This is a genomic window from Bacillus cereus group sp. BfR-BA-01309 (assembly GCF_022664315.1).
Classification (GTDB): Bacteria; Bacillota; Bacilli; order Bacillales; family Bacillaceae_G; genus Bacillus_A; species Bacillus_A mobilis.
The window spans coordinates 1-25,317 of record NZ_JAKUHE010000023.1; the positions used below are offsets into that span (position 1 = coordinate 1).

Genomic DNA, 25,317 nt, shown 5'->3' on the forward strand with positions numbered 1-25,317 from the left:
CTTGTGCTTTATTTGGATAGATACGAAATTTATACGCTTTATTGATCATCCTTCGTTTCACCTCCATTTCGATATATGTCTATTATACACCGAACATACATTCGTTTGTTAGTGAAGTGATTATGACAAATTGTCCGGTAACACTTTACATATGTCGAACAATTAAGATGACTTCCTGTCATCTCTTGTTCGAAGCCAATTCATCTCCCACCTAATCGCTGGGCTACGTCCTTCACGCTCCTTGAGGAAGGAGTATTCTTGGCTAAATTGATAAAACTCGTCAACTAATAGTATGGAAACAATTAAAAAACTCTCTCTAGGAGAAAACTATTTAGTGATTTTACATAACAACTATTGATTCCTTCTCCCCTAAAAATGCTTACTATAGTAAATTTCTGTAGTAAAGTGCTAAAGAATATTTTGACTTTCTAATTTAAACGAAAAAAGCACTTAAGAATGTAATTTTTACAAATCTTAAGTGCTTTTTAATTTTTTATAAAATCTTCTTATTGCCCATTATTAGCAGGAGCTTCTCCTGCATTCCCGCCAGTATCTGGTTGTGTGGTCGCTGGTGGAGTTGTATTCCCTTGACCTCCCCCATTATTTGCTGGAGGTGTCGTATTTCCTTGGCCTCCTCCATTATTTGCTGGAGGTGTCGTATTTCCTTGGCCTCCTCCGTTATTTGCTGGAGGTGTTGTATTTCCTTGGCCTCCTCCATTATTTGCTGGAGGTGTTGTATTTCCTTGGCCTCCTCCGTTATTTGCTGGAGGTGTTGTATTTCCTTGGCCATTTCCTTCATTTTGTTTCTTTTGTTCTTCTTGTTTCTTTTGCTCTTCTAGTTTCTTTTGTTCTTCTTGCTTCTTCAGTTCCTCTTGTTGCTTTTGTTCTTCTTGTTTTTTAAGCTCTTCTTGTTTCTTTAATTCTTCTTGCTTTTTCTCTTCTTCAGTTTTTTGCTGTTGATCTTGTTTAGGTTGTTCTGTTGTATCCTGTACGCTCGTATTTGGAGAAGTATCACGTTTTTCTCCTTTTATACGTAGCTCATTACCTTCTTCGACAACACTATTTGGTATTTTAAAGCGTGATTTGTCAGTAGCAAACTGACCCATCATTTCTTTAAAGATCAACTGTGCAATTTTCGTATTTTTACTACTAATATACTCGTCTTTACCATCTTTCATATACCCAGTCCATACTGCCATCGTATATTGCGGCGTATAACCTGCAAACCAACTATCACGAGTTGCACTTTCTGGAATGTTATATTGAGCTAATTGTTTTGAAGCATAGTTTGTTGTACCTGTTTTTCCAGCTACATCTAAAGAACTTATATTTGCCGCTGTACCAGTACCTGATGTTACTACTGAACGAAGCATATCAGTAATCATATATGCTGTAGAGTCAGCTATAACTTGTTTTGGTTTTTGCTCAAAACTTTGTGACTTGCCGTCTGGATAAACTACTTTCTTAACAAAATGCGGTTTTGCATACTTTCCACCATTACCAAATGTCGCATAAGCACCCGCCATTTCAGTTGGTGATACTTCGTTTGTACCAATAGCTGTAGATTCTTCTGGCGCTTTATCAAATGTAATACCTAATTTCTCAGAGAATTCCTTTGATTTATTAACTCCTACTTCTTTTGCAGTTTTAACTGCTGGAACGTTACGTGACATTTTTAACGCTTCACGCATAGTAATTGGACCTAAATGACTTCTATCCGCATTTCGAAGTTCTTGTCCAGTTGAATATTTAAATGGAGAATCATCAATTTGATGATACGTAGCCCATTTTAAGTATTCAATTGCAGGACCATAATCAAAGATTGGCTTCATTGTCGAACCTGCTGCACGATCTAATTCAATCGCCATATTATGCCCTTTAAATACTGCTTTATTTTCACCACGCCCACTACCTATAGCACGAACTTCGCCCGTTTTCGTATCCATAAATGTGAATGCACCTTGGAAATTCTCATTTGGATAATTAATAATATTTGTATTCAAAATATTTTCAGCTAATTTCTGTGCATCTTCGTCTAATGTTGTATAAATTTCTAAACCATCAGATCCAATATTAGCATCGGGCAATTCTTTTTCTACTTCTTTCACAACTGCATCCATAAATGCAGGGTATGGCATTGCTTGAAGTTCAGTTGCAGGTTTAAGACCATCTGTTACTGAAACTTTCGATGCTTCTTCCATTTCTGCTTTCGTAATATAACCATGTCGATTCATTAATCCTAGTACAACATTTCTTCTTTCTGTCGCCTTTTGAACATTTGCTTGTTTCGTTGGATCATAGTTATTCGGTGCTTTCGGTAAACCTGCAAGCATCGCAACTTCTGGTAATGTTAATTCTTTTAATTCTTTCCCATAATAGTTTTGTGCTGCTGTTGCAATTCCGTATGAACGATTACCTAAATTAATTTTATTTAAATACATTTCTAAAATTTCATGTTTTGAATACTGTTGTTCTAGCTTATAAGCTAAATATACTTCTTGCGCCTTACGTTTTGATGTTTTTTTCATCGATAAGAAGTAGTTTTTAATAACCTGCTGCGTTATCGTACTTCCACCTTGAGAACCATAATCTCCTTTAAGACTCACCAAAACTGCTCGGGCAGTACCTTTAAAGTCTACTCCGCTATGCTCATAAAAACGTGCATCTTCTGTTGCTAAAAATGCATTTTCTACCAATTTAGGTATTTGATCATACGTAACATTCGTCCGTTTTTCTTTCCCGTATTCATATACTAATTTGCCGTTTTTATCATAAATTTTTGAGGATAAAGGATTAACAAGTTTTGCTTTCTCAAGTTTTGGTGCATCCTTAATCATGACGAAGAAGGTAGCAACACCTGCCACTAATCCTACAATACCAAGTAATAAACAAGTAATTAAAAACTTACGAAAAAATGATGTTTTACCTTTTGGTTTTTGTTTTTTAGAAGCTGGCTGATTTTTCTTTTTAACTTGTCGTCGCTCCTCTCGAGAACGATAATTTTCTGACATGTTACTTTCTCCTGCCTTTCAATTCTCCCGTTGATTTACTAAAAAATATTGAGGTCACTTTCTAAACTGAATTTAATTAAGAAAGTATATTGACCTGGAGCATTCAATATTTTCCTAATTCACAGATTATAAATTTTAGAATACTTCTTATACAAACTATTTTCACTTCTATTTTTCCTAATAATGCTGCCCCTTTAAGCATAGAATGTAAAAAGTGAATTTTTCATACCTCGTATAAATAATATACCTTTTTTTCAAATGGTCAATATTTTCTTATTTATAAATCAAAGGTGAAATAAAAATAGCACAACGATATGTACTTCGTGTGAACTTCCTTATAATTACGTATAACGAACATTTAATATATTGCATATAAGTATAATACCTCTTTAATTATATGGATTTCAACACCAGAACCCCAATATCTACAAGAAATTATTAAAAATGAAAAGTGAGGAATTCCGTAATGATGAAGCTATCTCCCGTGATTTCAAAAAGTATAGTTGCTGTTGGCTATAATCCTTTTTCTATGATTTTACGCATTCAATTAAAGAGTGGAATGTATGATTTCTTTAATGTGCCTCAAAACATTTACACTGGTTTATTAAGCGCACAATCTAAAACTAATTATCACAATACTTATATTAAAAATTCTTACCGCTATACTAAAATTTAAACTTAAACAGAATGAAAAAAGAAAGGCGGTAGTCTCCCTTTCTTTTTTCATTTTCCGACTTAGCTATCTGCTATCCCTCTTATTCATTTCATCATATGCTCGAATTTGTTTTTTCAAACGCCGATCTGCTTTTTTATCATGTACAACTAGTATCGCATGTATAACTCCTGGAACCCAAAATATTAATGTTAATATGAAGTTAATTATCGCTTGAAATGGTTTGCCGCAAAATAATACGGCTACAGGTGGAAGAAGAATTGCCAATAAATACATCATCTCTTGAAAACTCCTCGTTTTGTATTTTTTATCTCTCTTCATACACTAATAAAACCAAGTATCTTTGTATTTCATCTAATAACTGTTCTACTGTTATATATTCTATTCCAATGCAAAAAAACCTACCATTTCAACTTTTCTACTTATGTAAAATTGAAATTTTACATACCTCCTTTACATGAATAATTTCATACTTTTATTTTTATCTAATCTTTCTTCTTTCTCTATGACAGTCAATCCAATCGCAGAAATAGCAGTTCCTATCGCTTGTATCCAAATACCAATGAGTGCTATTATTCTCTCATTCTTCTTATCAACTATACTGTCTTCATGTTCCATTTCGTTCTTCGATACATTAATAATACCTTGATACGCTTGAAGTCCAGCGCCTAAACTTTGCAAAGAATTGCCTAGTATTATAATTCTTTGTATCGCTTTCATCTGAAGCAAAGCTGCTTCTACTCCTAAAAAAGCTCCTATCGATTGTAAACTGTTCCCGACAATAATGAGATAATCATTCTCTTTCAATTGTTCATTTATATTAAAATATGTTCCTATTACATTTGATATATTCCCTAACGCTAATAATTCAATGCCCATTTTATCAAGCATTTCACTTTTATTCTCCAAACATATATTTTGATTTTCTTTTTCGCTTTCCTCTTCGGTATCATTACTCGCTATAATTTGTAATATATACCCGAGGGCTTGTAACGAGCTTCCTACAATTACAAGATCTGATTCAACTTTCTCTTCTCCAATAAATCCTCTTGTCGCCCCAATAGCTGCCGTAAGATTTCCACCTACTTGATACCATGCTCCCGTCACTTTTAAACCGCTTGGATTCATTCTTATCACCTATTTAGAAATTTTCTATTGCTTTCGAAATACATAAATGACATCCTCTTTCTCATATTTATTTTCTATATGTAATTTTGTGCATTCTATAATGTGTTAAAAATACAAAAAAGCACCTTTAAGGTACTTTTTATACAAAATGTGTATCACTGAAAATATCGTAATTCAATGTATATTTACATACATTCTGGGCATGTCAATGAAGATCCATTTTTATCTATTGTTATATTTAATATATATTTAATCGCATTACGTGACCATATTTCAGGTGTGGGTGATTCATTTACATACTGTGGTGCACATGAATACAGCATTGGAGTGCTAATGCTCCCGCCTGGATCTAAAGCAACAACAGCCATACCATTGGGTAACTCAAGTGCCATAGATTTCGTGATACCTTCAATTGCAAATTTTGAGGCACAATATGGCGCCAGCTCAGCTTCTCCCTCTCGGCCCCAACTAGAACTCATATTAATAATCATTCCTTCATTCCTAGCTACCATCGCTGGGACAAATGCCCTAATTACATTTACTACACCATTTACGTTTACATTCATTACATTTTCGAATTCTTGAGCTGTTACTTTCCACAATGGCGCATTTTTATTAACAATCGATGCATTATTTATTAACAAATCAGGTGCTCTATGTCTATGCAGTATATAATTTGCCCAACTACTTACTTGCTGGGAGTCTGAAACATCAATTATTTGAAAATCATGTATATTACCGTAATATCTTTTCAATTCTTCAATTTTATCGTTTGAACGCCCACAGCCATATATAGTCCATCCTAATTCATGAAATCGATCAACCATCGCACGACCTAACCCTTGTGTCACTCCTGTAATTATTACAATTTTTCCATTGTCGTTTCGCTTCAAATATCTCTCCTCCTTTACAACATTTTACACTCTTCCTTTTCATTCAGCCATTTACTAAAGTATCAACTCATTTCATACTTTAGAAGGAGTTTTTATGTAAACAAAAAGAGTAACCATAACAGTTACTCTTGCTTATATATCAAAAAATCTTTATTTATTTCGTTATTGCTTGTATATTTCAGCTTCTTTTTCCCGTATTTCTTACACTGATACATTTAAGCTACACCTAGATTACCTAATTTTATTTAAATTCTCAATCTCATTTTGCAACTTTTTGAATTGTTCAAAATGCATAGTGATAGATTGACTATTGCCATAATCAACACTATGCTTCACAAATAAAACACCAGTGTCATGAAAAATTGCTTCCAGTTCTTTTCTGATGGATACTTTCATTATATGCGCTGTTTTAATAGCCGATAAAATTGCAATTTCATTAAACTTTAATTTTATTTCATTTGGACAAAATGCTTCTTCCACCAAAATAACTTCATTGCTATAAATAAGTGCAACAAGATTACTTGATTTTGCATCTGTTAAATCTACTTTTTTTATAACATTATTCATTACATTTTGCCTCCTTTGATTTCGTATATATTAATTATACAATTGTTTTTTAAAATTAATCGACCTTACATTAATTTTAACATACTTTTATTGTAGGATTAAGCTACACTTCAAACGTTTTACTATTCCACAATTTTTGTTACATGAACCATTTGGACTATAAGGCCATATAGTAGTATTAACAAATGATTGTAAAGCGGGTGAAAACTATGCCCTCAGTTGTAGGGAATTTAGTTGTACAAAATAGTAACGGTTCATTTAATTTAGGCGATTTCTACAACGTTTCTCCGAAAGAAAATACGAAGGCTTATAATGGATCTGGTGCTTCAAACGTTGGATTTGTTGTTAATACTTTTAATGGTGTGAGTGCGACTAATACGTTTGATTCTGACCTTGCAGATCAAAACCAAGTAGGTACAGCTTAGTCCTATTTTTTTCATCGTACTGTTTAGGAATGTTAAATTTGTCTATACTATAATCAGGCTGTTACACAGCTATTATTGATTTTTGGAGTACCCTATCTTTTTCTCCCTTTCCCTGGGGCTTAGCAGCTAGTATGAGGCTAGCTGCTTTTTCATTTCATTTTTTCTGTTCCTCATCTAACAAAAATAAAAAGCTAAAATTTAAATTTCAGCTTCCTTTACGTTATTTCAATAATATCTGTAGTATTAAATACGTAAGTTTTATAAAATGCGTCCGTACATATTACAATGCGCTTTAGCGGGTTTATATGCACAACTGTCATATAACTTGTAAGTATGTATCCATCTTCAAAATATGTCACCAATATTTCTTTCTCAGACAATAATGACGTTAATAATTTATCAGAAATTCTCTCTTTTGCTTCTTTTGTTAAGAGCGGTTTTTGTACTTTAAACTTCTCTCCAACAATCATTCGCGTACTTAATAACTGTTCCGACATTACTGTAAATGGAACCCATTCTCTTTCTGCTTTCTGCAGCTTTACATCATTCATTTCTTTATCTCCTTGATCATTTATCCATTCTATTTCACATATATTGTTACTCAATTATTTTTTCATAATGATAGGCTCATATTTCCCCAGCATTAACAAGTAGTAAAGCACCCACCTTAAAATCATCATATGTGATGTATATAAGTCGAAAATCAATCGCCCGTAGACGTCGAATTGATGAAAGCTAATAACCAATGGACGATAAGCACCTCACTAATTAATGTTTCACTTTATTTCTAATTCATATACTATCGGCATTCAAAAGAACACTCGTTCTAATTATACACGAACATACATTCTTTTGAGAAGAGATATAATTATATTTTTAACAAAATATAATTCAAATCATTTTCTTATACATTTATCCAACATTGATTTTCTTCTTCATCAAATGCGTTTTTCACTTCCTATTTAATAGAAAGTTCACATATTTACTAAAAAAGCGACTTCATACAAAATGAAGTCGCTTTTTTCTAATTACGTATATTTCTATATTTATTTTTCTATCCTGACAAGTGTTCTTTCTGGAATTCAAAATACTTCATATGAACATTTATCTAATCAAATATAAAATCCCTGCCTATACGAAAAAGTTTTAATTTTTCAGATTTATTAACCGACTATAAAATGAAAGCATATATTATAAAGAACGAACTCACAAAATTTAGGAGATTTATAACGAACCACAAATTCGTTCCTTATGAATTTCTATGAAAAGAGAGCAATGTAAATACTCTCTTTTCGTACATACTGTATAAAACTATTTATAAATAATTGGTCCTAATTATTAAATATATTTTGGTTGTACTATTATATGTAACTCCTTCTCTGTTTCTGCTTTTTTTGGATTACGAAAATACTCTAATTCGTACTTTAATACTTCATACTCAACCATCCCAATCTTAATCCCTTTCGTTACCTTTAAAATAGCTAATAAGTTACTTATATCTTCATCATACGATTCAAAAACCTTCCCTCCACCTTCTCTTTGAAAAATTACTTTCATATTTTCTCCTCCTACGTAATATATTTATCTATTAAATAATTCGTTTAAAAGTATTCTTTCTTTATCCTAAAAATTTCATACTAAAAAGAACATCCTTTTTTAGTAGAATGCTCTGCTTTTCATTTCATTTCACTTCATTTCGCATCAATATTTTTCAATAATATTGTATGTTTCATTCTGTCAATTATGCTTATCCACTTCAATAAAGTAAAAGTTAAATCAATTTGGATTTTTTTCATTCTCGACTAATAATTAACTTACATCAATCAGATTGCCTACGAATAGTGGGAGGAGATTAATAAATTTACTTTATATTTAATGAAATTAAGAAAACAAAACATTATAATATCAATATTCTTTGAAGCATTGCTCATTCCAATTTAAAATAATTACATAAATTCCCATTGTAATTCTTAATATTTAAATGTAATATTATGTTGTCTTACTATCTATTTATAACTCACACACTAATTAGAAAAGGGAACCTATATAGGTTCCCTTTTCTAATTACAATCATTATTTCTTTTCTAGAAATTCAAATGTATTTTTAAAGTCTTTATCGTTCACTTTAATATCAGCATCTTTCAATAAATCATTGACTACTTGTTGTTTCCATTTACCAGTCGTATCTTGTAGTCTTTGCTGTTCTAAATCTTTACGAATTTGATCTTTTACTTCATCAAATGGCTTTAATTCTTTTTTATCTGTCACTTTAATAATATGGTAACCGTGAGTTGTTTTTACTAGCTCACTTACTTGTCCTGCATCTAATTTATATGCAGCTTCCTCAAATTCCTTCACCGTTTGCCCTGGAGCAAAACCAGTTATTTCTCCGCCTTGTTCTTTTGAACCAGGATCCTCAGAGTATTGCTTCGCTAAAGCTGCAAAATCTTCACCATTATTTACTTTCTCTTTCACTTCTTTAGCAGTCTTTTCATCTTTCACTAAAATGTGACTTACCTTAATCTCTGGTTTATAGTTATCTTTTACATCTTTTTCTGTGACAGTCGCTTTAATCGCTTTCTCAAATGCGATTTCCGGCTTCATTTTTTCTTTTAATTCATCTTCATTTTTCAATCCAACTTGCTCTAAAGTCGATTTGAAGTTGTCACCCATTTTATCTTTTGCTTCTTCTACTTGTTTTTTTGCTTCCTCATCTGAAACTTTATATTTATCTAGTAACGCCCTACTTAACACCATTTGATATAAAGTACTTTCCCCATATTTTTGCCTTAATTCTTTACTTAACTCTTTTTCTGTAACATTTCCTACTTTTGATGTTACTACATTGTCTGAGGAACCACATGCCGATAATGCCAGTACTACGCATGAAATAATTGTTCCTACAAATAGCTTTTTCTTTTTCAATTCAAAATACCTCACTTTTATTATTATATAAGAATAACTATACAATATACTTGTGTTAACAATGTGTTTTCCACATGTAATTCATTTCATTTGATTGAACTATGGATCTTGTTCTTTTTTCAATAATTAAAGGTCATCTTACTATGTATCAGCAAGATAACCCTTTACGTATTCCTAAAAACATGTAACTACTTATAGTTACTTAATAGTTATATGTTCTTCCAATATCCAATTATTTTGCCCGATATCTACCGCATTTTTCGCTCTGTCCCACACACGAAAAGATTTTGACCCATCAATATTTCCTTTATAGTTTATACATTCAGGCTCTGCATAGTAGTTAACCCCATACCCAACGGGATATTTTGAAGATGCATAAAACCATTTCACATCAAAATGTTTTACATATACCCACTGTTTATCATTGCCTAAGCAAATCATATTTTTATCTGCGTCTTCCCAATAACCACGTATGACTACATATGGCGTTTTTTGAGTGATTGTACCTGTAAACTGAGGATTCGCAGGATTTTCATATACATTTATGCCATATCCATCATCATATTTTGAAACTGCAATACCAATACCATTTGGTTGCTGCGTATCCTCTTTGTCAGATAGAATAGATTGATTTACTTCATCTGAGCTTATAAACCAAGAAAGCGACTTATTTCCTATTAATTGATTCAAATCGCATTTCCCAATACCAGGAACATATCCTGAATCAGTATATTGCCAAATATCACACGGATACGCTGGCTTATTCCCTCCATAACGAGGAATCCACACAAAATCAACTTCAATATTACGTGATCCAAATGATACATACGTGTGATGCCCCACATATAGCCCTACTTTTTTCGCACCTAAACGGCGTAATTCATCTATAAACGCCTGTATCCCCCCTTGCATATCCATCATCGTTTGAATTTCTGCGTCCACCACCCAAAACTTAGCAGATTTATCTCCGCGATTCCAAAAATCTTGTGCCTCTTTCCTTGCATCAGCAATAGAAATGAAGCGACAAAATGCATAATTACCAAATGGAATACTGCGTTTCTTCATTTCATTCACATAATTTTGATACATAAAATCTACCATATTCGACCCATCTTGAACTCTAGCAATAACTAAATCTAGCTGAGATGCTGCAATATCCCAATTAATCGTTCCATTCCATTTTGAAATATCGATAATATACCCCAATACAATTCATCCCCTTTTTATTATCATATTCAAAGCTTGTCTTATTGAAAGCTCCTTATGCCTAATACTAGCTTTCTATAATATAAATAAGGAGAATCTATATTATTTTTCAAAAACGTATAATCTTTTAATTAAACCTCCACTAATTTTATTTATTTTTCATTCCGTCCATTCACAAATTCTAAATATGCACTATCATCTATTAGTAAATAATATCAATTCATTTACCTTTCATTAACGCTATTATTAGAAACGTTTTCATTATTACAACTCATCGATATTAATCTTCTTTAGGCTAATAAACATATGTATGACAGCTAACTTTCTGTGTTTCTTACGGTTACTCTATATTAACGAAAATAATTTATCTTTCATTTCTTATATATTTTCACATGAAACATACTATCTTTATACGCTATATATTTATCAGTGGAAATTTCAGTCACCATCCGCAATTAGCTAAACACTGTATCGTTAATGCATACAAAAAAAGACATTTTCTATTAAAGAAAATGTCTACTTACAATCTAGTAAAACAGTTTTGGTGTTAAATCTGTATTTTGTAATTGTTCACTCTCGCCGCTCGGAACACAGCTTGTGGAGAATAAAATTGGGATATCACAAATGTCATCGTTCATTACATCATGAAATACATTTGCAGCTACACCAGTAAATGTTTGACATAAATTTGAAATATCATCATTAAAAAATTGAATCACTTGCGCAGCAAAAACTGGAAAGACAACATTTGATCCACCAGGGAGCTGCGGCTGTACAACAACTTGTTCAAAATAAGGATTATTTTCTAACGCCACTTGAAATAAATGAGCAATTTCAAATGCATCTAGTGGACATGGAAGTGGATTTACAATGTTATTTTCATTATTCGTTACAATAACTGTTACACTTACATTCCCAAATTCAACAAAAGATTTTAGAAGCGTTGCTAACGCTATCGCTTTTTCATTACTTAACGCATGCACTAAAATAATATAATTCCCGCCAACTGGAATTAGCGGACCAACTGAAACAGTTGGATCAGCACCAATTGAATTTTTCAACTCATTGAAATATGTGATCCACGGTGGTGAAAGCTGAGCTTGTACATTTTCTTGCACTCTTTCATTACCTCCTAATACAATTCTTACTATTATAATATGTATCAAAGAAAAAAGTGTATTAGATAAATTACTTATTTTTTGCTTTTACCTATTATATCGATTAAACATTTTATAAAATATTCTCAGCTTTCAATGCATTTTCCACATTCTTACCACGCCATAAAGCTCCATATCGTTATCAACTCAACTAAAATTTCATATTATATTAATACACCTTTATAATCTGAACGAAAACGCGCAGTATATGATACTGCAGATGAGGAGCTGATTTTATGAAAAAAAAACCTATCGTGGTCAAAGTTCCACCAAATTCAAAACTGAAAATTACATTTTTCGGTCCTTGTAACGAGGTAATTACAAATGTTTCTATAATTAATCAACTTTCCACACCTAAGTGCCAAACTATTACGCAATATCCAAACTATAAGAAATACGAAACTGAAGTGCGATCTTTATCAAATTGCTAATCCATTCAATCTACAATTGGGTTAACTAAACGACTTCGGTAAAAGACTAATATTACTCATTTCATGATATTCCTTTGATAATCTATTGATTTTTCACACGTTTTTATTAACCGAGCATATATTATCGTATGGAGATTATCCACTCATAAAACCTATCTTTCTTTAGAGCGTACTTTTTATGTATGCTCTTTTTTTATTTATCCCTCATCCTGTACATATAAGCTTGTTCACTTTTATATTTCATAAGTGGTAAACCCATCTGCTACTTATAAGCAATCTAATCAAGGTGTACAACAATACTCCTTGATTTATTATACGTTCACTACTCTGTTAAATTCGTGTATTCATTCATCTAAAATATTTTCCTTCTTAATTGACCATAAATGTATTAAAATCTTTATATAATCAAGGAGGCAAACATGTTCAAGTTGCATCCGATTCTACTCATCTTAGGATTTATTTTATTTTTATATAGTGTAATCGCCTTAATGTTATTCCTTTCCATTCAATAACAATACCTACAAAAACTTATGTTAAATATGTAATTTCTATATAGTTAAGAAAAATCCCGTAATTATACGGACTTTTATGTATTTATAAGTTAAGATGTCTTTTCTATTCCATACGACGACTAGCAAATGTAATGCCAGAGAACTTTTACAATCATGTTACTCGTTCCGTTGTAGGCTTTTTATTGCCTGCAGAATATCTATTACTCATAATAAGATAGCACTTTCAGCCTTACATCCTAGCATGCAAAATTCTCTTGAAACAAACTATATTAAGCCTATTTACTTATATATTTTAGAAAAACAATAATAATCCCCCCACCACTTGGTAAAGGGGATTAACTAAACATGCTGAAAAATATTTTATTCTATTCGTTATTTAATTGGCGAAGGGAATCTTGCAGCTTCAAAATGTGAGCCGTCTTCCGAGGTACTTAAAACTCCGTCTATGCTACTTTGTGCATAAACCTCAACTTGATCTCCTTCATTCAATTGAATAATCGTCGAAACACTTACTACATTTCCAAAACTTATTGGACCAAAAAAATCATTATCTATAGCTATTGCTGCGTTTCCATTCACACGAATTTCTACACGAGCTCTATAATTTAAGTTAAAATCGTTTGGAAAGAAACCAATCGTTCCAATAATAGAGTAAACCCCTCTAGTCTTCGGAATAAAAGTAGACGTTGCCGGATTATACTCATTTGCTAAATCAAATTGTTCATCTTGGAACAATACCTTTACAAAAGTATTGGCAGGAACCGTTTGATCCACCGTATTTCTAGCTCTAAATGCTGATGCCCTTATAAGCATTTCCTTGTTGTTATTACACTTACTCGTGTTCTTACAACAATCATGCTGTTTCTTTTTATACTCTTTACAAAACTTACAGTAGTTATAGCAAGACATACTAGTTCCCCTTTCATGCTTATTCCTACATATTATGTAAGAGGGACTTGTAATGTTTGGACGAGCTATTATTTTAGTACTATACTTGCCACCTATTTTATGTGTACGTGAGCGAAAAAGATATCAATAAAACACAACCTAGATGTATAGTGCACTCCATTCAAATTTGATAGATTCTTCTCTTATTTATTTTACTTTCAATATAAAAAAGAGCGAATCTACATTCGCTCTTTCCCACATATTTATGGCCCAAAACTTATCATCCAACCTAACATAAATCCAAAGAAAGCAAACATAAGCATAAAAACAAATAAACTACAAGCCCACAATGCATATTTTCGACTTTTTCTTTTTGTGATCATACCTACAACTGAGCACACCACTCCAATACCAACTATTTGTAGAAAACCTTTACCTATAAATGTTTCTTGAATAAGCAATATAATGTTCAAATACATTAGAGCTAAAAAGGCGATAATTAATGAAATAGTCCCCATCCACGATTCTTGTTTATACATATGATTCTTTCTTTTTTTTAAGAATGCCAATTCCATAACCTCGCTTCACCTACTTTCAATTTTCTAACTTTTTCGTGGCTCATTAATTTTTCAACTTCTCCTTTAGGTCCAGTTACAACTGCCCCATAAGTTTTCACCCCATTTTTTTCAAGGAAAGAAATTCGCTTTGACAACTCTAATACTTTCGCTCTAGATAGCTTCACTGCTAAATTTTCATGCTTCTGTAATGACTTTAAAACAGTAATAAATTGTTCCTCATGAGGTGAATCACTTTCAAAAGCACCACTTGGACTTGCAATCATATCTGCTGGGAAGCCAATCGGGGCTACATACATACCCTCATCATTCGTTTGCTTCTCCTCTAATCCTGTATTAACGGCATACCAAACGATATCAATAGTAGGAAACATATCTGTTACTTCTTGTACACTTAATAATTCCCTAAAAGATACAAATGCTTCTACAACAGACTCTTGCGGAAGACCCTTTAATACCTGTGCTTCTTCGCTACTATTATAGGACGCATTATAATTATTAGGATGAGACAATACTTCGTAATCTATATACGGGATTTCTGGAATTTTTTCATCTGTTGTATATTCACGGCTTACTTTCGTTGCTGTACTTAATAAATAATCTGTTTTCTCTTCTCCTATTCGAATATCTTTCTTCCCTATCCTTTTATACAAATCAAAATGCAATTGTAAACTAAGTGGTAACAGCGTTTGCTCCATGTCCCTATCTTTCAAAAATACATTTGGTTCTGTTACACTTAACGTTTGATTTACTACATTCCGTATCTCCATCGCGTTTGTAGGTGCGAATGTATAATATAAAAGTGTAAATATATATAAAATAGGTTGAATGAGTAATAAAAAATTAAATACAATTAAAACATTTGTAATACGCGCTCTTTTTTTACCTATTTTCAACACTTGCTCTTGTTTTCCATCAGGTAGTGAAGCCGGTCTTTGCTGAAGAGCTTCTTGTAACAATTCTTTATAATCATCTTGTTCAGAATGAGGTTTATCATTTGTCATTTTGACTCTTTTCCTCCTTTAACAATTCTTTTAATCTCTTTCTCCCGCGAAATATGTGACTTTTATACGTGTTTAACTTTAAATCTAATACAGATGCACCCTCTTCGTACGTTAATTGATGTACGTCACATAATAAAATAACTTGCGCCTCCACCACTGGTAAAGTATGAATAATCTGAATTAATTTTTCATAACTATTTTTTGCGACCACATACTCTTCTGTGGATTCCCCTGCTTGTATTGTCTCTAATTCCTCCGTTCCTACAAAGGTTACTTTTTTCTCTTTCCTAACAAAATCAATAAACGAATGATATGCCACTTTAAATAGCCATGATTTTACCTTTTGGTTTTCATAGTCTTCTAAATAAAGATACGCCCTATAAAAAGTCTCCTGCATCAAGTCCTCCGCTACGTGATGGCTACGAGAAAGGGAAAATAAATACCGGTACACATCGTTTATATAAACCTTATATATTTCTTCAATCTCCATCCCCCTCCCCCTTTCATATATAACACGAATAAAGAAATTAAAAAGTTGCATTATTTTTTCTTTTTTATTAATAAAAAAGAAATTTTATACATTTTAATAACTATTTACAATTATAAACAAAATATAAGATATTATGGCTGTAAATATCTTTAAAAACCAGCCAAAAAACGATTCAGCTGTTCTCTTAATCTTGTAATTTGATAGCCCTAGGACAATCATACTGTATGATATAACCACAGATAGAACTTCGTTGTTGCATCTTAACCTGGTTCGCGTAAATAAACGTTCATGTTTCCTTTCATGCAAAGCCACTAGTCATCATTTGTCATGATTAGATAATTCCCATTCTTTTTTTAATCGATATCTTCTCATCAAAAAACTCCACTTGTATTATGTACGGAGATTATCTCATCGGTTATTTACAAATTGTAGGTGAGGACTATTTGACGCTTATACATACACAGTTTCATCCCCCTCAATTGTCCCCGTCATTTACGGGCAATAAGACTCACACCTCAAAATTCGGCACTTGCAAGAAAGTTAGGCGGGAGCCGCGCTGCTCATAAAATCCGTTTGGTGAGGGCTAATAACCGGTTTTGGATGCCCGCCCCATACTGATTGAACTTTCCATTTATAAATTAAATACAGTTCCATATGGGATAGTAAGAAAAGAACTTCCATACGGTGTAATAGGTTGCACCGGATAAAAATATTCCATGGATGAATAATATGGCTGGATACTTTGTTGCTGCATTTGCATTTGTTGTTGCATTTGTAGCGCTTGTTGAACAGCTTGAACTGTACTTTGTGCTCCGCTAAACGTTATTGATGTACCATACGCTGGGCGTATACCAGCTTGAGAAACATAATATGAATAAAACATTCTCTCCACTCATTTCCATTTCATTTATTAAAAACTGTTAAGCTACTTTACTTTCGTCTTATCCCCAAGAGAAATGATAAATATATTCCCCCGTTACACTTTGATTAATCCCAATAATTCTAGCAAACCTCATTAAGTCCGCCCCCTGAAGAAAATACATCGCAAGCGTAACTGGTACTTGTGACCACATAAATTGATAAAACTCCTCGACTCTCTGGTTTGTTGAAACAATTAGATCATTTACAGGCCCTTGATTCCATACAGAAGTTCTAACTGAATTAAACGGAAGATCTTTCCCATTAACGACTATTCGTGCCATGCTTTGAGTTATGTCCACATCAATTCCCTCCATCATTACAAAAATCGGACCTGTGTATTTACTCCTATTGTTATAAATATTCTTTACTTTCATAAATGTCTAAGGCAAATCTCTATTTTTCACTTCTATTCAAATTAATTTATTTATTAAAGTAAAAAACAAATGAACTTTTAGTATTCATCTCCCGCAACTTTCATGACATTTAGATATTTGATAACCTTGTTCACTTTCAACAATCTGATATGCAAAATTATATATCTTATTATCTCAATATCAATTTATTAACTACAATTTAATAAGAATCCATTTCAATCCCCTGATAAATCAACGTTTGTAAATTAATTACTTACTAAAAACACTATGCTCACGTAACACACATCTGTAAATCAATGAATATGCATTCGCTTTATAAAGAAAATAAACAAGCACGTTATTTGTCATTTTAACGATAACGCGCTTCACTCATCTACTTTATTTAGTTTCTTTGATTTTTCATTCTCTTCTTTCTGAGCTTTCTCCACTACTTTTAAAAACCCTTCCAATGCTTTTTCGTATTATTACCATTTAGTGAGGATAGATCACCTCCTCTTAGAAAGTATTCCATGATTACCAAGCTCAATAAGAAACACAAAAGCAACGGCACTCATGCACCGTTGCTGATTATATAAAATGAATTGGTATTTTTGTCATTCTTGCGCATCAGCTTTACAATAGCCATTGTGTATGAACATCGGTTTTTCTAGCATCTAGTTCACCGCCTTAAAAATGCAGGATTTCCCTTTCCAATATCGAATTGGTAATGTTTAGAAAGGGGGTGTAACATGGCGGAAATTAAAGTGGGACTTACACAATTTTTAGACTTCACACTGAAAAGTAGTGCAGCTAAAACAAATTTTGTAAAGACTCTAAAATCTCAACCTGAGTATCACCCAGTTTTTGATTACTGGAAACAATTACGAGAAACTATTATTAAATTTCATAAAAACGAACTACCTTTTGACTGTTTTGAAACATTAGTACAAACTGTTGACCAGAAGAAAAAGCAAAACTACGTTGATGTTATAAAGCAGTACAAAAAATTTATTAAAAACAAAGACGTTTCTTGGTTTGATCCAGGTAAATCACATTGGTTATCAAATAATTTAATCGTCCGCTCATCACCTGAACTCGGTTTGCTCATTAATGATGAGCCGCATCTTATTAAACTGTTTTTCAAAGGAAAAAAAGAGCGAATTGATAAATATAACATCAACTCAACACTAACATTATTAAATGAATCAACATTTTCAAATGAATATAACGATGTGAATTATACAGTCCTTAACATCCAAAAGAACAGAATGTATACGAATAACTCTATTAATAATGATCATTTAATAGCTCTTGAATCAGAAGCCCACCAGCTTTCTTATTTATGGAATAAGGTGTAAAAGGGTATAGGTATCTATTTCAATACCTTGTACATGCGTAATTTGGGCACAATTTTCACAAATCCAATTCGTTTCTTTTAAGTGAAGCTCACCTTCTTGTTTCTCACAAACAATGCAGGGTGGGCTTTTTTTGAAAACAATTTCTTTCACCATCTGTTAGTCACGCTTCTTTCACCCACATCACTTTATTTGGTTGTGATTATTGCTAGAACTCATATAACCCCGCCCTAACCTCTTCTCTCACAACTTCACGAATAAGTTCTTATAACAATTCCTCTAAATTCATATATGCATCCCCTACATCTTTTTTGAATTTCCTGCTTGTTGTTTCATTCACTCATAAAATTTATGAGTAATGATTATCCACCGTTTCCCTTCTCTAAGTACCGGAAAGAGATTGCTTGTTTTATCCGACATTACATTACAGGCGCTTCATAAACATCTGAGGAAAAGAACGTTATAACGATGGCTATCATGAATACAATTTGATCTACCCTACTTATACCTTATAATTCAGAAGTTTGACACAGCTCATGAAAAAGCTTATAAAGAAAAGTAAGGTTCCTAATATTCGTTTCTATGATCTAAAAGATTACAAATAAACGTTTAGTAGGTATCACACTGGACACTTATTGAGATGTTGTACCAGGAATTTAAGAAACTACGGTGAATCAATTTGCAAACGAATTATTCGGAAAGAAGACTCTCGTTAGAAGTTTTCGTTTCACAGCAAATACACCAACTAATCAACCTAAAATATTAATAGTGAAAAAGGAGAAACAAAACATGAAAGAAATCAAATCAGAACAGGAATTCAAAGACATCATCGCAAGTGAGGAGCCAGTAGTTGTTAAGTTCTTTACTACATGGTGCCCAGATTGTGTTCGTATGGATAACTTTATCGGAGAAGTAATGGAAGAGTTCAATAAGTTTGAATGGTATTCTATTAATAAAGATGAGTTCCCAAGTATCGCTGAAGAGTATCAAGTAATGGGTATTCCAAGTTTACTTGTATATCAAAATGGCGAGAAGCTAGGCCACTTACATAGTGCTAATGCAAAAACTGAAGAGCAAGTTACTGAGTTTTTAGAAGCATACTAAGATTAAAACCCTCTGAAAAATATTTTCTAGAGGGTTTTAATCTTTTTTCACAATTATCTTTCGTAGTTGTTTCGTCATTTCTTCAGAAGTATAATATACAGTGTCTTCATGACCAATGTACATAATTACACTCCTTTCCCCTTCATCTCCAAGGTATAAATGTATACCTTTCGTATCACTATTTTCATATGTAATTAGTAAATCGTATTGTGGTACTTCACCTCTTCTCTTTTGTTTTTTCACGTCATGAAACATATTATTAATTCCATTGATTATTTGCTTATCTTCTATGTTTAGAAAATAACTTTCATTTAATCCACCATAGCCATTAAAAGTAGATATGGATACTTTAGAAATATTATGTTCCTTCTCATTTTCAATCTTTGATGAATTACACCCAGTCATTATAAGAACAATACATAGAAAGAACAATATTAGTTTTTTCATCCTTTTACCCTCCCATCTTTCAATTATAAAACAATTCCAATTATTTCCACGCCTTAACTTTGCACTTTACAACATATTTTTCCTTCGCGAAACTTTGTTATCCCCTTCTTAAAAAGCTAAAAAACGTCAACAATGTTTGTATAGACCCACACGAGTTTCGTTTGGTACTCTATTTATAGAAAGAAATTCCTTGTAGAAAGGTGAGTGATTAAAGTGGATACTCTTTCTCATAAAGAAGCTGATAAAGGTGCGATTGTCAGCATTATGGCCTACATATTTTTATCCTCTATGAAAATCATCATCAGTTATATTACCCTCTCTAGCGCATTACGTGCTGACGGTTTAAATAACTTAACGGATATCGGTGCTTCTTTAGCAATATTAATTGGTCTAAAAATTTCTCGTAAGCCTCGTGACCCAGATCACCCTTATGGGCATTCGCGCGCAGAACAAATTGCATCACTTGTTGCTTCTTTTATTATGGCAACGGTCGGATTAGAGGTTGTTATTAGTGCCATTCAATCTTTTTTCAATCCGAAACAAGCAGCGCCTAATGTACTTGCTGCATGGGTAGCCTTATTTTCTGCTGTCGTTATGTATTTTGTATATTTGTATACGAAAAAAATTGCAGCGCGCACAAAAAGTAAATCATTAGAAGCTGCTGCGAAAGATAATTTATCAGATGCTCTCGTAAGTATCGGTACAGTAGTAGGTATTGTCGGTTCGCAGTTCCAAATGCCTATTTTAGATCCTATTGCTGCTTTACTTGTCGGCCTTATTATTTGTAAAACTGCATGGGAAATTTTTGTAGAAGCTTCTCATATGTTAACGGATGGAATCGATCCAGATAAGATGGAAGAGTACGCTGGTGCTATTGAACATATTGGCGGCGTGGAAAACATCGTAGACATTCGCGCGCGTATGTACGGGAATCAAACGTACGTTGATATTACAATTGAGGTTGATGCTCATATGGATGTTGGTGAAAGCCATTGTATTACTGACAACATCGAGGCTATGCTTCGGAAAAAGTTTGGGATTTACCATGCACACATTCATGTTGAACCAATGAAAAAAGAACCTATTATGACATAGGTTCTTTTTTCATGAACGTTTTATGAAATATAACACATAAAACGAGCCAGCTACCCCCAGCCGCCCATCCTGCTAATATGTCAGATGGATAGTGCACGCCAAGATAAATTCGGCTAACTGAAATAGATAATACAACAAAGCTCGCTATAAAAATAATCAACAATTTTTTATGCAATGTAATTCGTTCTTCAGTAATGGTGACGTAGGCAATAAATCCTAAAAAAGCAGTAGCATTCATCGTATGACCGCTCGGAAAACTATATCCAGTTGCCGTAACAAGCTGCGTTACATCAGGTCTTGCTCGTTCGTACCATAGTTTAAGCATACTGTTTAAATAACGAGATCCATAATAATTAATTGTTAGAAGTAATGCACTAAGCAATTTTTTTCTAACGAGAAAATACATTACAAGAATAATGAGCAACGGAAAATATATTCTTTTGGAACCGATAAATGACACCCAAGTAAAATAGGCTGTCAAATAATCGTTTCGAAAACTTTGAATAAAATGCGCGACTATATTGTCAAATTTCTCAATACAAGCGGTATGATACGAAAGTGATAATACGACAAAACAAATGAGTAGCGTAGAACTTAACAAGTATAAATGTCGATATCGTTTCACATACATAACCTCACTATGCAAAAAAATGGAGCGGTTGTTTTAGTTTTCCTCTCCATTTCTTTTTTATGCATAGTTTATTAAAAAATATAATTGTTAATTTTTTCTTTCATTGCTGGAATATCTTCATTCGTTACTGTAAAGCGAATCACTTTCTCATCAAGATCAAGCGCTTCTGCAAATAACCCTGCTAATCCGCGAGATTTTCTGTCTACTTCCATAATAATCTCTAGTCGATCGTAGGCGCTTGGCAAGATTAATAATTCTAGTTCATCTAATTTCCCATAATACTCTCCGGAAACCGGAACAAACTCAAATTCTTGAGCAAATGGAACTTGCTTACGTAATCGGTACGGTAATTCTTCACATTCTATATGACGCGCTTTAAAACCTAATTGTTGTACACTCTCTAACACACTATTTAATAATTCATTTGGCAACACTTGAATGTAATCACGATCACTTGGATCTATACTGCGTTTAATATCAAGGCCTGTATGCACCCAAACTGTTTTCATTCCAATTGTAAGCGGTGTTTCAACTGGCATTATAAATGAAAATGGAATTTCCTTTTTTTCATTCGGCTCAACAGAAAAAGGTTCTGTTAAACGAACTCGCTCTAGATCATATGTTGCTGTTACTTTTTTATCATCCACTTCTCGTACATACGATGTTGATAACGTTAAGTAAATGCTTTCAATTTGTTGGCTAACTGAACCTCCAGTTATGTGAACCTTTCCTAGTATCTCTTCTCCAACAATATACTCATCTTTTTCAAGAACTGTATCTACTTTTGCATTACCAATACCAACGCTTGCTAAAAACTTTTGAAACATGGATCCTCCATCCTTTCTAAAGCAAAAGCTACATCTTTTTTTAAATCTTGTACATTTTCATAGTACGGCGTTTTTATTTGTAACATTCGCATAAGCATTTCACGGTTATAATTTTCTAAAGTTAATTCGTCATACCATGGTTTTTCATATTTTTCATTAGATTCATAGCCTGCATATAATAAAAATAATGAGAAATGACCAAGCGCATAAAAATCGCTACGAAACTGAACTTCTCGCATCAAAGCTTGTTCACCTTCATAAGTTGTAGCTCGTTCATCACCCTCACCCTTCAATTTAGCCAAACCAAAATCAATAATACTAATTCGATTTTCTTTCATTAATATATTCGGAATACGTAAATCTCGGTGAATAATACCTTTACTATGAAACACCGATACAATTTCTAATATATCGTATAAAATTTTAAAAACTTCACGTTCTGTATATACATACCCATCTAAGAAAATATAATCTTCGAAATTCTCACCCGGCATATATTCCATCACAAAAAAGCTTTTTTTCTCCCATACGAAATGATCATATAAACTAGGAATTGCATGATGATCTAATTTTTGTAAGATCATTTTCTCTTGTTCAAACGATCTTCTACCAGACTCATACCTTTGTTTACTTTGTCTTAATTGTTTTAAGACTTTATATCTATTTATTTGTAAATCATTAACGACATATGTAACCCCATAACTGCCCATTCCAATTACTGATTCAATTTTATAACGTTCTGCAACGATTGTATTTTTTCGCAGTGGTCTATCAAATAAAGCTAGTATACGACGCCATTCCATCAGCTACTTGAAAAGAAGCTACGGCTTTTACGCTTTCTTTTATAATGCTGATGTCCATAACCAGATGAACGTCGTTTATAATCGCTACTTGAATAAGAGCGACCTCTATGGCGATAATCACTACTAGAATACGAACGATATTTTTTCCTACCTAATAAAGAATCAATAATTTTTTTGAACATCCCTTCACCTCTTGAGTAAAATTTTCTTTTAATTATACCAACTATTACCGACTATATTTGTGACAAGTTTGTAAAGAGTAAAAAACGACGAGTAAACCCCGTCGCTACTTTCACTCATCCTCTTCATCAAACACTTCATCAATCATACATTTCTCTAATAGGTACTCGAATGTAATGTCTGCGAGATCTTCAATTTCTTCTCGTTTTGGGACGTATCCTCTTTCAATTAGTTGCTCATAAAAAAACTCCGCAATCTCTTCCGTATCAATTACGACTTCAATTTCCTTCATGAGCATCACTCCTTTATTTCTGTTTTATGAAAAAATCTCAAAAATATGTATATGAGATTAGAAAAATAGTTTTTCTTTTTTTATAGGTCATATCCTTTGGACGAGATGCATACGATGGTAGTACAAGCTATCAAAAAGGGGGATTTAATTATGGAATACCAATATGAGGTAGAACAAGAAGTAGGGCAAACAAAAGAAGAGTTCATGCATGAAGATCAATGGGCAGACTCTCTTATTAAATGGCTTTTTATTTTTTTAATAATTGTAGGCATACCTTATACTGCATATGTTGTTGTTCAATTCATTCTCTCTTTCTAGTTAACTATTTTTTCTCTGTCAATTTAACTAAATAATTATGAACAACATCCATAACAATTTTGTATTCTTCATCTTTAAATGTATCGAATAACAATTGGTAATCGTTATAAATATCAAGTAATCCATCAATGATTTCTTGACGATTTGTCTTAACACTCACTTTTTTTGAGTTGTTAATTGACTTTAATTTTCCTAAATCTAATTTATTCATACCAGCTTTATCTTGTTTCATTTTCTTCAAAATTGCATTTGCCGTTTGAGCATTTGCAAGTAGCGTTAAATCTGATTCATCTGCTTCTAACCATTCACCATCCGTAATTCGTGACAATTCGTATATTGTATCTTCCCATGCGTCATTTTTATATCTCCATACTTCTGTACGAAAACCAACAATTCGAAACACATCTTTATCATATCCTGTTACTTGCACGAGATCACCAAATGTGAAATTATAATTTAATTCAATCCACTCAGTTTCACCTTTTTTCATATCTTGCTCAGAAACGTGCTGCAATGTTTGCTCTACGTAAAACCCATCGTGATTATTTACTTCGTAAACGTAAACTCCATCTAAAACCTTCATATTTGTGATTTTACCAACGGTTCCATATAGCGTAATCACGACTATGTCCCCTACGTTATATTTAGGTTGCTTTTTCCTTGCCATCTATATCTCTCCTTTTTTTGACGTCGTGATTTTGATAACAGTATATGCAACCTACATAAAAACGCTTATCACAGAAGCGTATATTCATAAATTTTTTCAATAAAAAATATCACCATATGAATTTTTTTTGCAATGTAAAAAAAGCTAGCAAATAGACTAGCTTCACGTCAAAATTTTCATATTGTTTTATCTCTCTTGTATGTATAAATCCCACGCTTCATCAAATATAGACATACTTTCTAGCATTCCACTTAATTCTAGGTATGAACTAATTTCATCGTAATCTTCAGATTGCTTCGGAAAGCTTAAATCATCGTACATTGCCTCTGCTAAATTCGAAATTTCATTACTAAATAGAGCGGCACGATGCTTCATCATATAGTGGTAAAATGTCTTTTTCAAAAATATTCCCTACCTTTCTAACTTGGATACATTATAC

General features: G+C 32.7%; 32 protein-coding genes. 7 read left to right on the forward strand and 25 right to left on the reverse strand.

What is annotated here, in order from left to right:
• Both MR115_RS26520 and MR115_RS26525 read right to left on the reverse strand, forming a co-directional pair.
• On the reverse strand, positions 1–67 hold a 67-nt coding region (locus MR115_RS26520; RefSeq protein WP_309243111.1), incomplete at its 3' end, for a helix-turn-helix domain-containing protein.
• 439 nt (positions 68–506) lie between these two features.
• Complete coding sequence (locus tag MR115_RS26525) at positions 507–3,011, reverse strand: PBP1A family penicillin-binding protein (protein WP_242243273.1); 2,505 nt, start codon at positions 3,009–3,011, stop codon at positions 507–509.
• Positions 3,012–3,477: 466 nt separating this feature from the next.
• Between MR115_RS26525 and MR115_RS26530 the strand changes: the two genes are divergently transcribed.
• Complete coding sequence (locus tag MR115_RS26530; protein WP_242243274.1) at positions 3,478–3,687, forward strand: KTSC domain-containing protein; 210 nt, start codon at positions 3,478–3,480, stop codon at positions 3,685–3,687.
• Between the two features lie 63 nt (positions 3,688–3,750).
• Here the strand turns inward: MR115_RS26530 and MR115_RS26535 are convergent, their stop codons facing one another.
• The 4 genes from MR115_RS26535 to MR115_RS26550 form a co-directional block, all read right to left on the reverse strand.
• Positions 3,751–3,963, reverse strand: a complete 213-nt coding sequence (locus tag MR115_RS26535; protein WP_242243275.1) for a YqaE/Pmp3 family membrane protein — start codon at positions 3,961–3,963, stop codon at positions 3,751–3,753.
• 174 nt (positions 3,964–4,137) lie between these two features.
• Positions 4,138–4,812, reverse strand: coding sequence for a DUF6944 family repetitive protein (locus MR115_RS26540; protein WP_242243276.1), 675 nt, complete (start codon positions 4,810–4,812; stop codon positions 4,138–4,140).
• Between the two features lie 185 nt (positions 4,813–4,997).
• The gene (locus tag MR115_RS26545; RefSeq protein ID WP_242243277.1) at positions 4,998–5,705 is read right to left on the reverse strand and encodes an SDR family oxidoreductase; all 708 of its coding nucleotides are present in this window, start codon (positions 5,703–5,705) and stop codon (positions 4,998–5,000) included.
• A 231-nt stretch (positions 5,706–5,936) separates the two neighbouring features.
• A complete protein-coding gene (locus MR115_RS26550; RefSeq protein ID WP_242243278.1) occupies positions 5,937–6,272 on the reverse strand; it encodes a hypothetical protein in 336 nt (111 codons plus the stop codon).
• A gap of 209 nt (positions 6,273–6,481) precedes the next feature.
• Between MR115_RS26550 and gerPF the strand changes: the two genes are divergently transcribed.
• Positions 6,482–6,697: a spore germination protein GerPF gene (gene gerPF, locus MR115_RS26555; protein WP_001141565.1), complete on the forward strand. Its 216-nt coding sequence runs from the start codon at positions 6,482–6,484 to the stop codon at positions 6,695–6,697.
• Between the two features lie 215 nt (positions 6,698–6,912).
• Here the strand turns inward: gerPF and MR115_RS26560 are convergent, their stop codons facing one another.
• From MR115_RS26560 to MR115_RS26580, 5 genes are all read right to left on the reverse strand, one after another.
• A complete protein-coding gene (locus MR115_RS26560) occupies positions 6,913–7,248 on the reverse strand; it encodes a YolD-like family protein (protein WP_242243279.1) in 336 nt (111 codons plus the stop codon).
• A 787-nt stretch (positions 7,249–8,035) separates the two neighbouring features.
• Complete coding sequence (locus MR115_RS26565; RefSeq protein ID WP_242243280.1) at positions 8,036–8,254, reverse strand: hypothetical protein; 219 nt, start codon at positions 8,252–8,254, stop codon at positions 8,036–8,038.
• A 516-nt stretch (positions 8,255–8,770) separates the two neighbouring features.
• On the reverse strand, positions 8,771–9,622 hold the full coding sequence (locus MR115_RS26570; RefSeq protein ID WP_242243281.1) for a peptidylprolyl isomerase PrsA: 852 nt from the start codon (positions 9,620–9,622) through the stop codon (positions 8,771–8,773).
• Positions 9,623–9,820: 198 nt separating this feature from the next.
• Positions 9,821–10,828, reverse strand: a complete 1,008-nt coding sequence (locus MR115_RS26575; protein WP_242243282.1) for a glycoside hydrolase family 25 protein — start codon at positions 10,826–10,828, stop codon at positions 9,821–9,823.
• 527 nt (positions 10,829–11,355) lie between these two features.
• Positions 11,356–11,946, reverse strand: coding sequence for a hypothetical protein (locus MR115_RS26580; RefSeq protein ID WP_098342560.1), 591 nt, complete (start codon positions 11,944–11,946; stop codon positions 11,356–11,358).
• 275 nt (positions 11,947–12,221) lie between these two features.
• On the opposite strand from MR115_RS26580, the gene MR115_RS26585 reads away from it, so the two are divergent.
• A complete protein-coding gene (locus MR115_RS26585) occupies positions 12,222–12,416 on the forward strand; it encodes a hypothetical protein (RefSeq protein WP_016717419.1) in 195 nt (64 codons plus the stop codon).
• Positions 12,417–13,300: 884 nt separating this feature from the next.
• On the opposite strand, the gene MR115_RS26590 is transcribed toward MR115_RS26585, so the two are convergent.
• From MR115_RS26590 to MR115_RS26615, 6 genes are all read right to left on the reverse strand, one after another.
• Entirely contained in the window at positions 13,301–13,837 is a 537-nt protein-coding gene (locus tag MR115_RS26590; RefSeq protein WP_242243283.1) for a complement C1q domain-containing protein, read from the reverse strand.
• A 242-nt stretch (positions 13,838–14,079) separates the two neighbouring features.
• The gene (locus MR115_RS26595) at positions 14,080–14,391 is read right to left on the reverse strand and encodes a hypothetical protein (RefSeq protein WP_071724115.1); all 312 of its coding nucleotides are present in this window, start codon (positions 14,389–14,391) and stop codon (positions 14,080–14,082) included.
• Positions 14,373–15,395 carry an anti-sigma factor gene (locus MR115_RS26600; protein ID WP_242243284.1) on the reverse strand — a complete coding sequence of 341 codons (1,023 nt, stop codon included), beginning with the start codon at positions 15,393–15,395 and terminating at the stop codon, positions 14,373–14,375. Before MR115_RS26600 ends, MR115_RS26595 begins: the two co-directional genes overlap by 19 nt.
• Positions 15,385–15,885: a sigma-70 family RNA polymerase sigma factor gene (locus MR115_RS26605; RefSeq protein ID WP_242243285.1), complete on the reverse strand. Its 501-nt coding sequence runs from the start codon at positions 15,883–15,885 to the stop codon at positions 15,385–15,387. The genes MR115_RS26600 and MR115_RS26605 overlap by 11 nt, the downstream gene beginning before the upstream one ends.
• A 631-nt stretch (positions 15,886–16,516) precedes the next feature.
• Positions 16,517–16,768, reverse strand: coding sequence for a DUF3947 family protein (locus MR115_RS26610; protein ID WP_061678419.1), 252 nt, complete (start codon positions 16,766–16,768; stop codon positions 16,517–16,519).
• 58 nt (positions 16,769–16,826) lie between these two features.
• Positions 16,827–17,180 (reverse strand): hypothetical protein, encoded by a 354-nt coding sequence (locus MR115_RS26615; protein ID WP_081110263.1) that lies wholly within the window; start codon positions 17,178–17,180, stop codon positions 16,827–16,829.
• A gap of 728 nt (positions 17,181–17,908) precedes the next feature.
• Here MR115_RS26615 and MR115_RS26620 point away from each other — a divergent pair.
• Entirely contained in the window at positions 17,909–18,517 is a 609-nt protein-coding gene (locus tag MR115_RS26620; protein WP_242243286.1) for a hypothetical protein, read from the forward strand.
• Positions 18,518–19,303: 786 nt separating this feature from the next.
• Positions 19,304–19,618, forward strand: a complete 315-nt coding sequence (locus MR115_RS26625) for a thioredoxin family protein (RefSeq protein ID WP_016717403.1) — start codon at positions 19,304–19,306, stop codon at positions 19,616–19,618.
• A gap of 36 nt (positions 19,619–19,654) precedes the next feature.
• On the opposite strand, the gene MR115_RS26630 is transcribed toward MR115_RS26625, so the two are convergent.
• The gene (locus tag MR115_RS26630; RefSeq protein ID WP_242243287.1) at positions 19,655–20,065 is read right to left on the reverse strand and encodes a YhfM domain-containing protein; all 411 of its coding nucleotides are present in this window, start codon (positions 20,063–20,065) and stop codon (positions 19,655–19,657) included.
• A 213-nt stretch (positions 20,066–20,278) separates the two neighbouring features.
• Between MR115_RS26630 and MR115_RS26635 the strand changes: the two genes are divergently transcribed.
• Complete coding sequence (locus MR115_RS26635) at positions 20,279–21,160, forward strand: cation diffusion facilitator family transporter (protein WP_140384339.1); 882 nt, start codon at positions 20,279–20,281, stop codon at positions 21,158–21,160.
• On the opposite strand, the gene MR115_RS26640 is transcribed toward MR115_RS26635, so the two are convergent.
• The 5 genes from MR115_RS26640 to MR115_RS26660 form a co-directional block, all read right to left on the reverse strand.
• Positions 21,150–21,785 (reverse strand): phosphatase PAP2 family protein, encoded by a 636-nt coding sequence (locus MR115_RS26640; RefSeq protein WP_061678422.1) that lies wholly within the window; start codon positions 21,783–21,785, stop codon positions 21,150–21,152. The genes MR115_RS26635 and MR115_RS26640 overlap by 11 nt on opposite strands.
• 77 nt (positions 21,786–21,862) lie before the next feature.
• Positions 21,863–22,618: a sporulation protein gene (locus MR115_RS26645; protein WP_242243288.1), complete on the reverse strand. Its 756-nt coding sequence runs from the start codon at positions 22,616–22,618 to the stop codon at positions 21,863–21,865.
• Positions 22,600–23,421 carry a serine/threonine protein kinase gene (locus MR115_RS26650; RefSeq protein WP_242243289.1) on the reverse strand — a complete coding sequence of 274 codons (822 nt, stop codon included), beginning with the start codon at positions 23,419–23,421 and terminating at the stop codon, positions 22,600–22,602. The genes MR115_RS26645 and MR115_RS26650 overlap by 19 nt, the downstream gene beginning before the upstream one ends.
• A complete protein-coding gene (locus MR115_RS26655) occupies positions 23,421–23,603 on the reverse strand; it encodes a hypothetical protein (RefSeq protein WP_000473374.1) in 183 nt (60 codons plus the stop codon). The genes MR115_RS26650 and MR115_RS26655 overlap by 1 nt, the downstream gene beginning before the upstream one ends.
• Positions 23,604–23,713: 110 nt before the next feature.
• Entirely contained in the window at positions 23,714–23,893 is a 180-nt protein-coding gene (locus MR115_RS26660) for a YozD family protein (protein ID WP_000658451.1), read from the reverse strand.
• 150 nt (positions 23,894–24,043) lie between these two features.
• Between MR115_RS26660 and MR115_RS26665 the strand changes: the two genes are divergently transcribed.
• Positions 24,044–24,211, forward strand: coding sequence for a DUF3930 family protein (locus MR115_RS26665; RefSeq protein ID WP_000456535.1), 168 nt, complete (start codon positions 24,044–24,046; stop codon positions 24,209–24,211).
• 4 nt (positions 24,212–24,215) lie between these two features.
• On the opposite strand, the gene MR115_RS26670 is transcribed toward MR115_RS26665, so the two are convergent.
• Positions 24,216–24,878, reverse strand: a complete 663-nt coding sequence (locus tag MR115_RS26670; RefSeq protein ID WP_000101496.1) for a hypothetical protein — start codon at positions 24,876–24,878, stop codon at positions 24,216–24,218.
• Between the two features lie 186 nt (positions 24,879–25,064).
• Positions 25,065–25,280 carry a YozE family protein gene (locus MR115_RS26675; RefSeq protein WP_000750725.1) on the reverse strand — a complete coding sequence of 72 codons (216 nt, stop codon included), beginning with the start codon at positions 25,278–25,280 and terminating at the stop codon, positions 25,065–25,067.
• Positions 25,281–25,317: the final 37 nt, after the last annotated feature.

Bases quoted from the DNA above. Each gene is read 5' to 3' on its own strand.
- gerPF (WP_001141565.1), top strand. From the start codon at position 6,482: ATGCCCTCAGTTGTAGGGAATTTAGTTGTACAAAATAGTAACGGTTCA.
- MR115_RS26600 (WP_242243284.1), bottom strand. From the start codon at position 15,395: ATGACAAATGATAAACCTCATTCTGAACAAGATGATTATAAAGAATTG.
- MR115_RS26540 (WP_242243276.1), bottom strand. From the start codon at position 4,812: ATGAATCCAAGCGGTTTAAAAGTGACGGGAGCATGGTATCAAGTAGGT.
- MR115_RS26610 (WP_061678419.1), bottom strand. From the start codon at position 16,768: ATGTTTTATTCATATTATGTTTCTCAAGCTGGTATACGCCCAGCGTAT.
- MR115_RS26560 (WP_242243279.1), bottom strand. From the start codon at position 7,248: ATGAATGATGTAAAGCTGCAGAAAGCAGAAAGAGAATGGGTTCCATTT.
- MR115_RS26585 (WP_016717419.1), top strand. From the start codon at position 12,222: ATGAAAAAAAAACCTATCGTGGTCAAAGTTCCACCAAATTCAAAACTG.
- MR115_RS26525 (WP_242243273.1), bottom strand. From the start codon at position 3,011: ATGTCAGAAAATTATCGTTCTCGAGAGGAGCGACGACAAGTTAAAAAG.
- MR115_RS26590 (WP_242243283.1), bottom strand. From the start codon at position 13,837: ATGTCTTGCTATAACTACTGTAAGTTTTGTAAAGAGTATAAAAAGAAA.
- MR115_RS26645 (WP_242243288.1), bottom strand. From the start codon at position 22,618: ATGTTTCAAAAGTTTTTAGCAAGCGTTGGTATTGGTAATGCAAAAGTA.
- MR115_RS26620 (WP_242243286.1), top strand. From the start codon at position 17,909: ATGGCGGAAATTAAAGTGGGACTTACACAATTTTTAGACTTCACACTG.
- MR115_RS26530 (WP_242243274.1), top strand. From the start codon at position 3,478: ATGATGAAGCTATCTCCCGTGATTTCAAAAAGTATAGTTGCTGTTGGC.
- MR115_RS26550 (WP_242243278.1), bottom strand. From the start codon at position 6,272: ATGAATAATGTTATAAAAAAAGTAGATTTAACAGATGCAAAATCAAGT.
- MR115_RS26670 (WP_000101496.1), bottom strand. From the start codon at position 24,878: ATGGCAAGGAAAAAGCAACCTAAATATAACGTAGGGGACATAGTCGTG.
- MR115_RS26625 (WP_016717403.1), top strand. From the start codon at position 19,304: ATGAAAGAAATCAAATCAGAACAGGAATTCAAAGACATCATCGCAAGT.
- MR115_RS26595 (WP_071724115.1), bottom strand. From the start codon at position 14,391: ATGGAATTGGCATTCTTAAAAAAAAGAAAGAATCATATGTATAAACAA.
- MR115_RS26565 (WP_242243280.1), bottom strand. From the start codon at position 8,254: ATGAAAGTAATTTTTCAAAGAGAAGGTGGAGGGAAGGTTTTTGAATCG.
- MR115_RS26650 (WP_242243289.1), bottom strand. From the start codon at position 23,421: ATGGAATGGCGTCGTATACTAGCTTTATTTGATAGACCACTGCGAAAA.
- MR115_RS26605 (WP_242243285.1), bottom strand. From the start codon at position 15,885: ATGGAGATTGAAGAAATATATAAGGTTTATATAAACGATGTGTACCGG.
- MR115_RS26630 (WP_242243287.1), bottom strand. From the start codon at position 20,065: ATGAAAAAACTAATATTGTTCTTTCTATGTATTGTTCTTATAATGACT.
- MR115_RS26655 (WP_000473374.1), bottom strand. From the start codon at position 23,603: ATGTTCAAAAAAATTATTGATTCTTTATTAGGTAGGAAAAAATATCGT.
- MR115_RS26665 (WP_000456535.1), top strand. From the start codon at position 24,044: ATGGAATACCAATATGAGGTAGAACAAGAAGTAGGGCAAACAAAAGAA.
- MR115_RS26660 (WP_000658451.1), bottom strand. From the start codon at position 23,893: ATGAAGGAAATTGAAGTCGTAATTGATACGGAAGAGATTGCGGAGTTT.
- MR115_RS26615 (WP_081110263.1), bottom strand. From the start codon at position 17,180: ATGAAAGTAAAGAATATTTATAACAATAGGAGTAAATACACAGGTCCG.
- MR115_RS26535 (WP_242243275.1), bottom strand. From the start codon at position 3,963: ATGATGTATTTATTGGCAATTCTTCTTCCACCTGTAGCCGTATTATTT.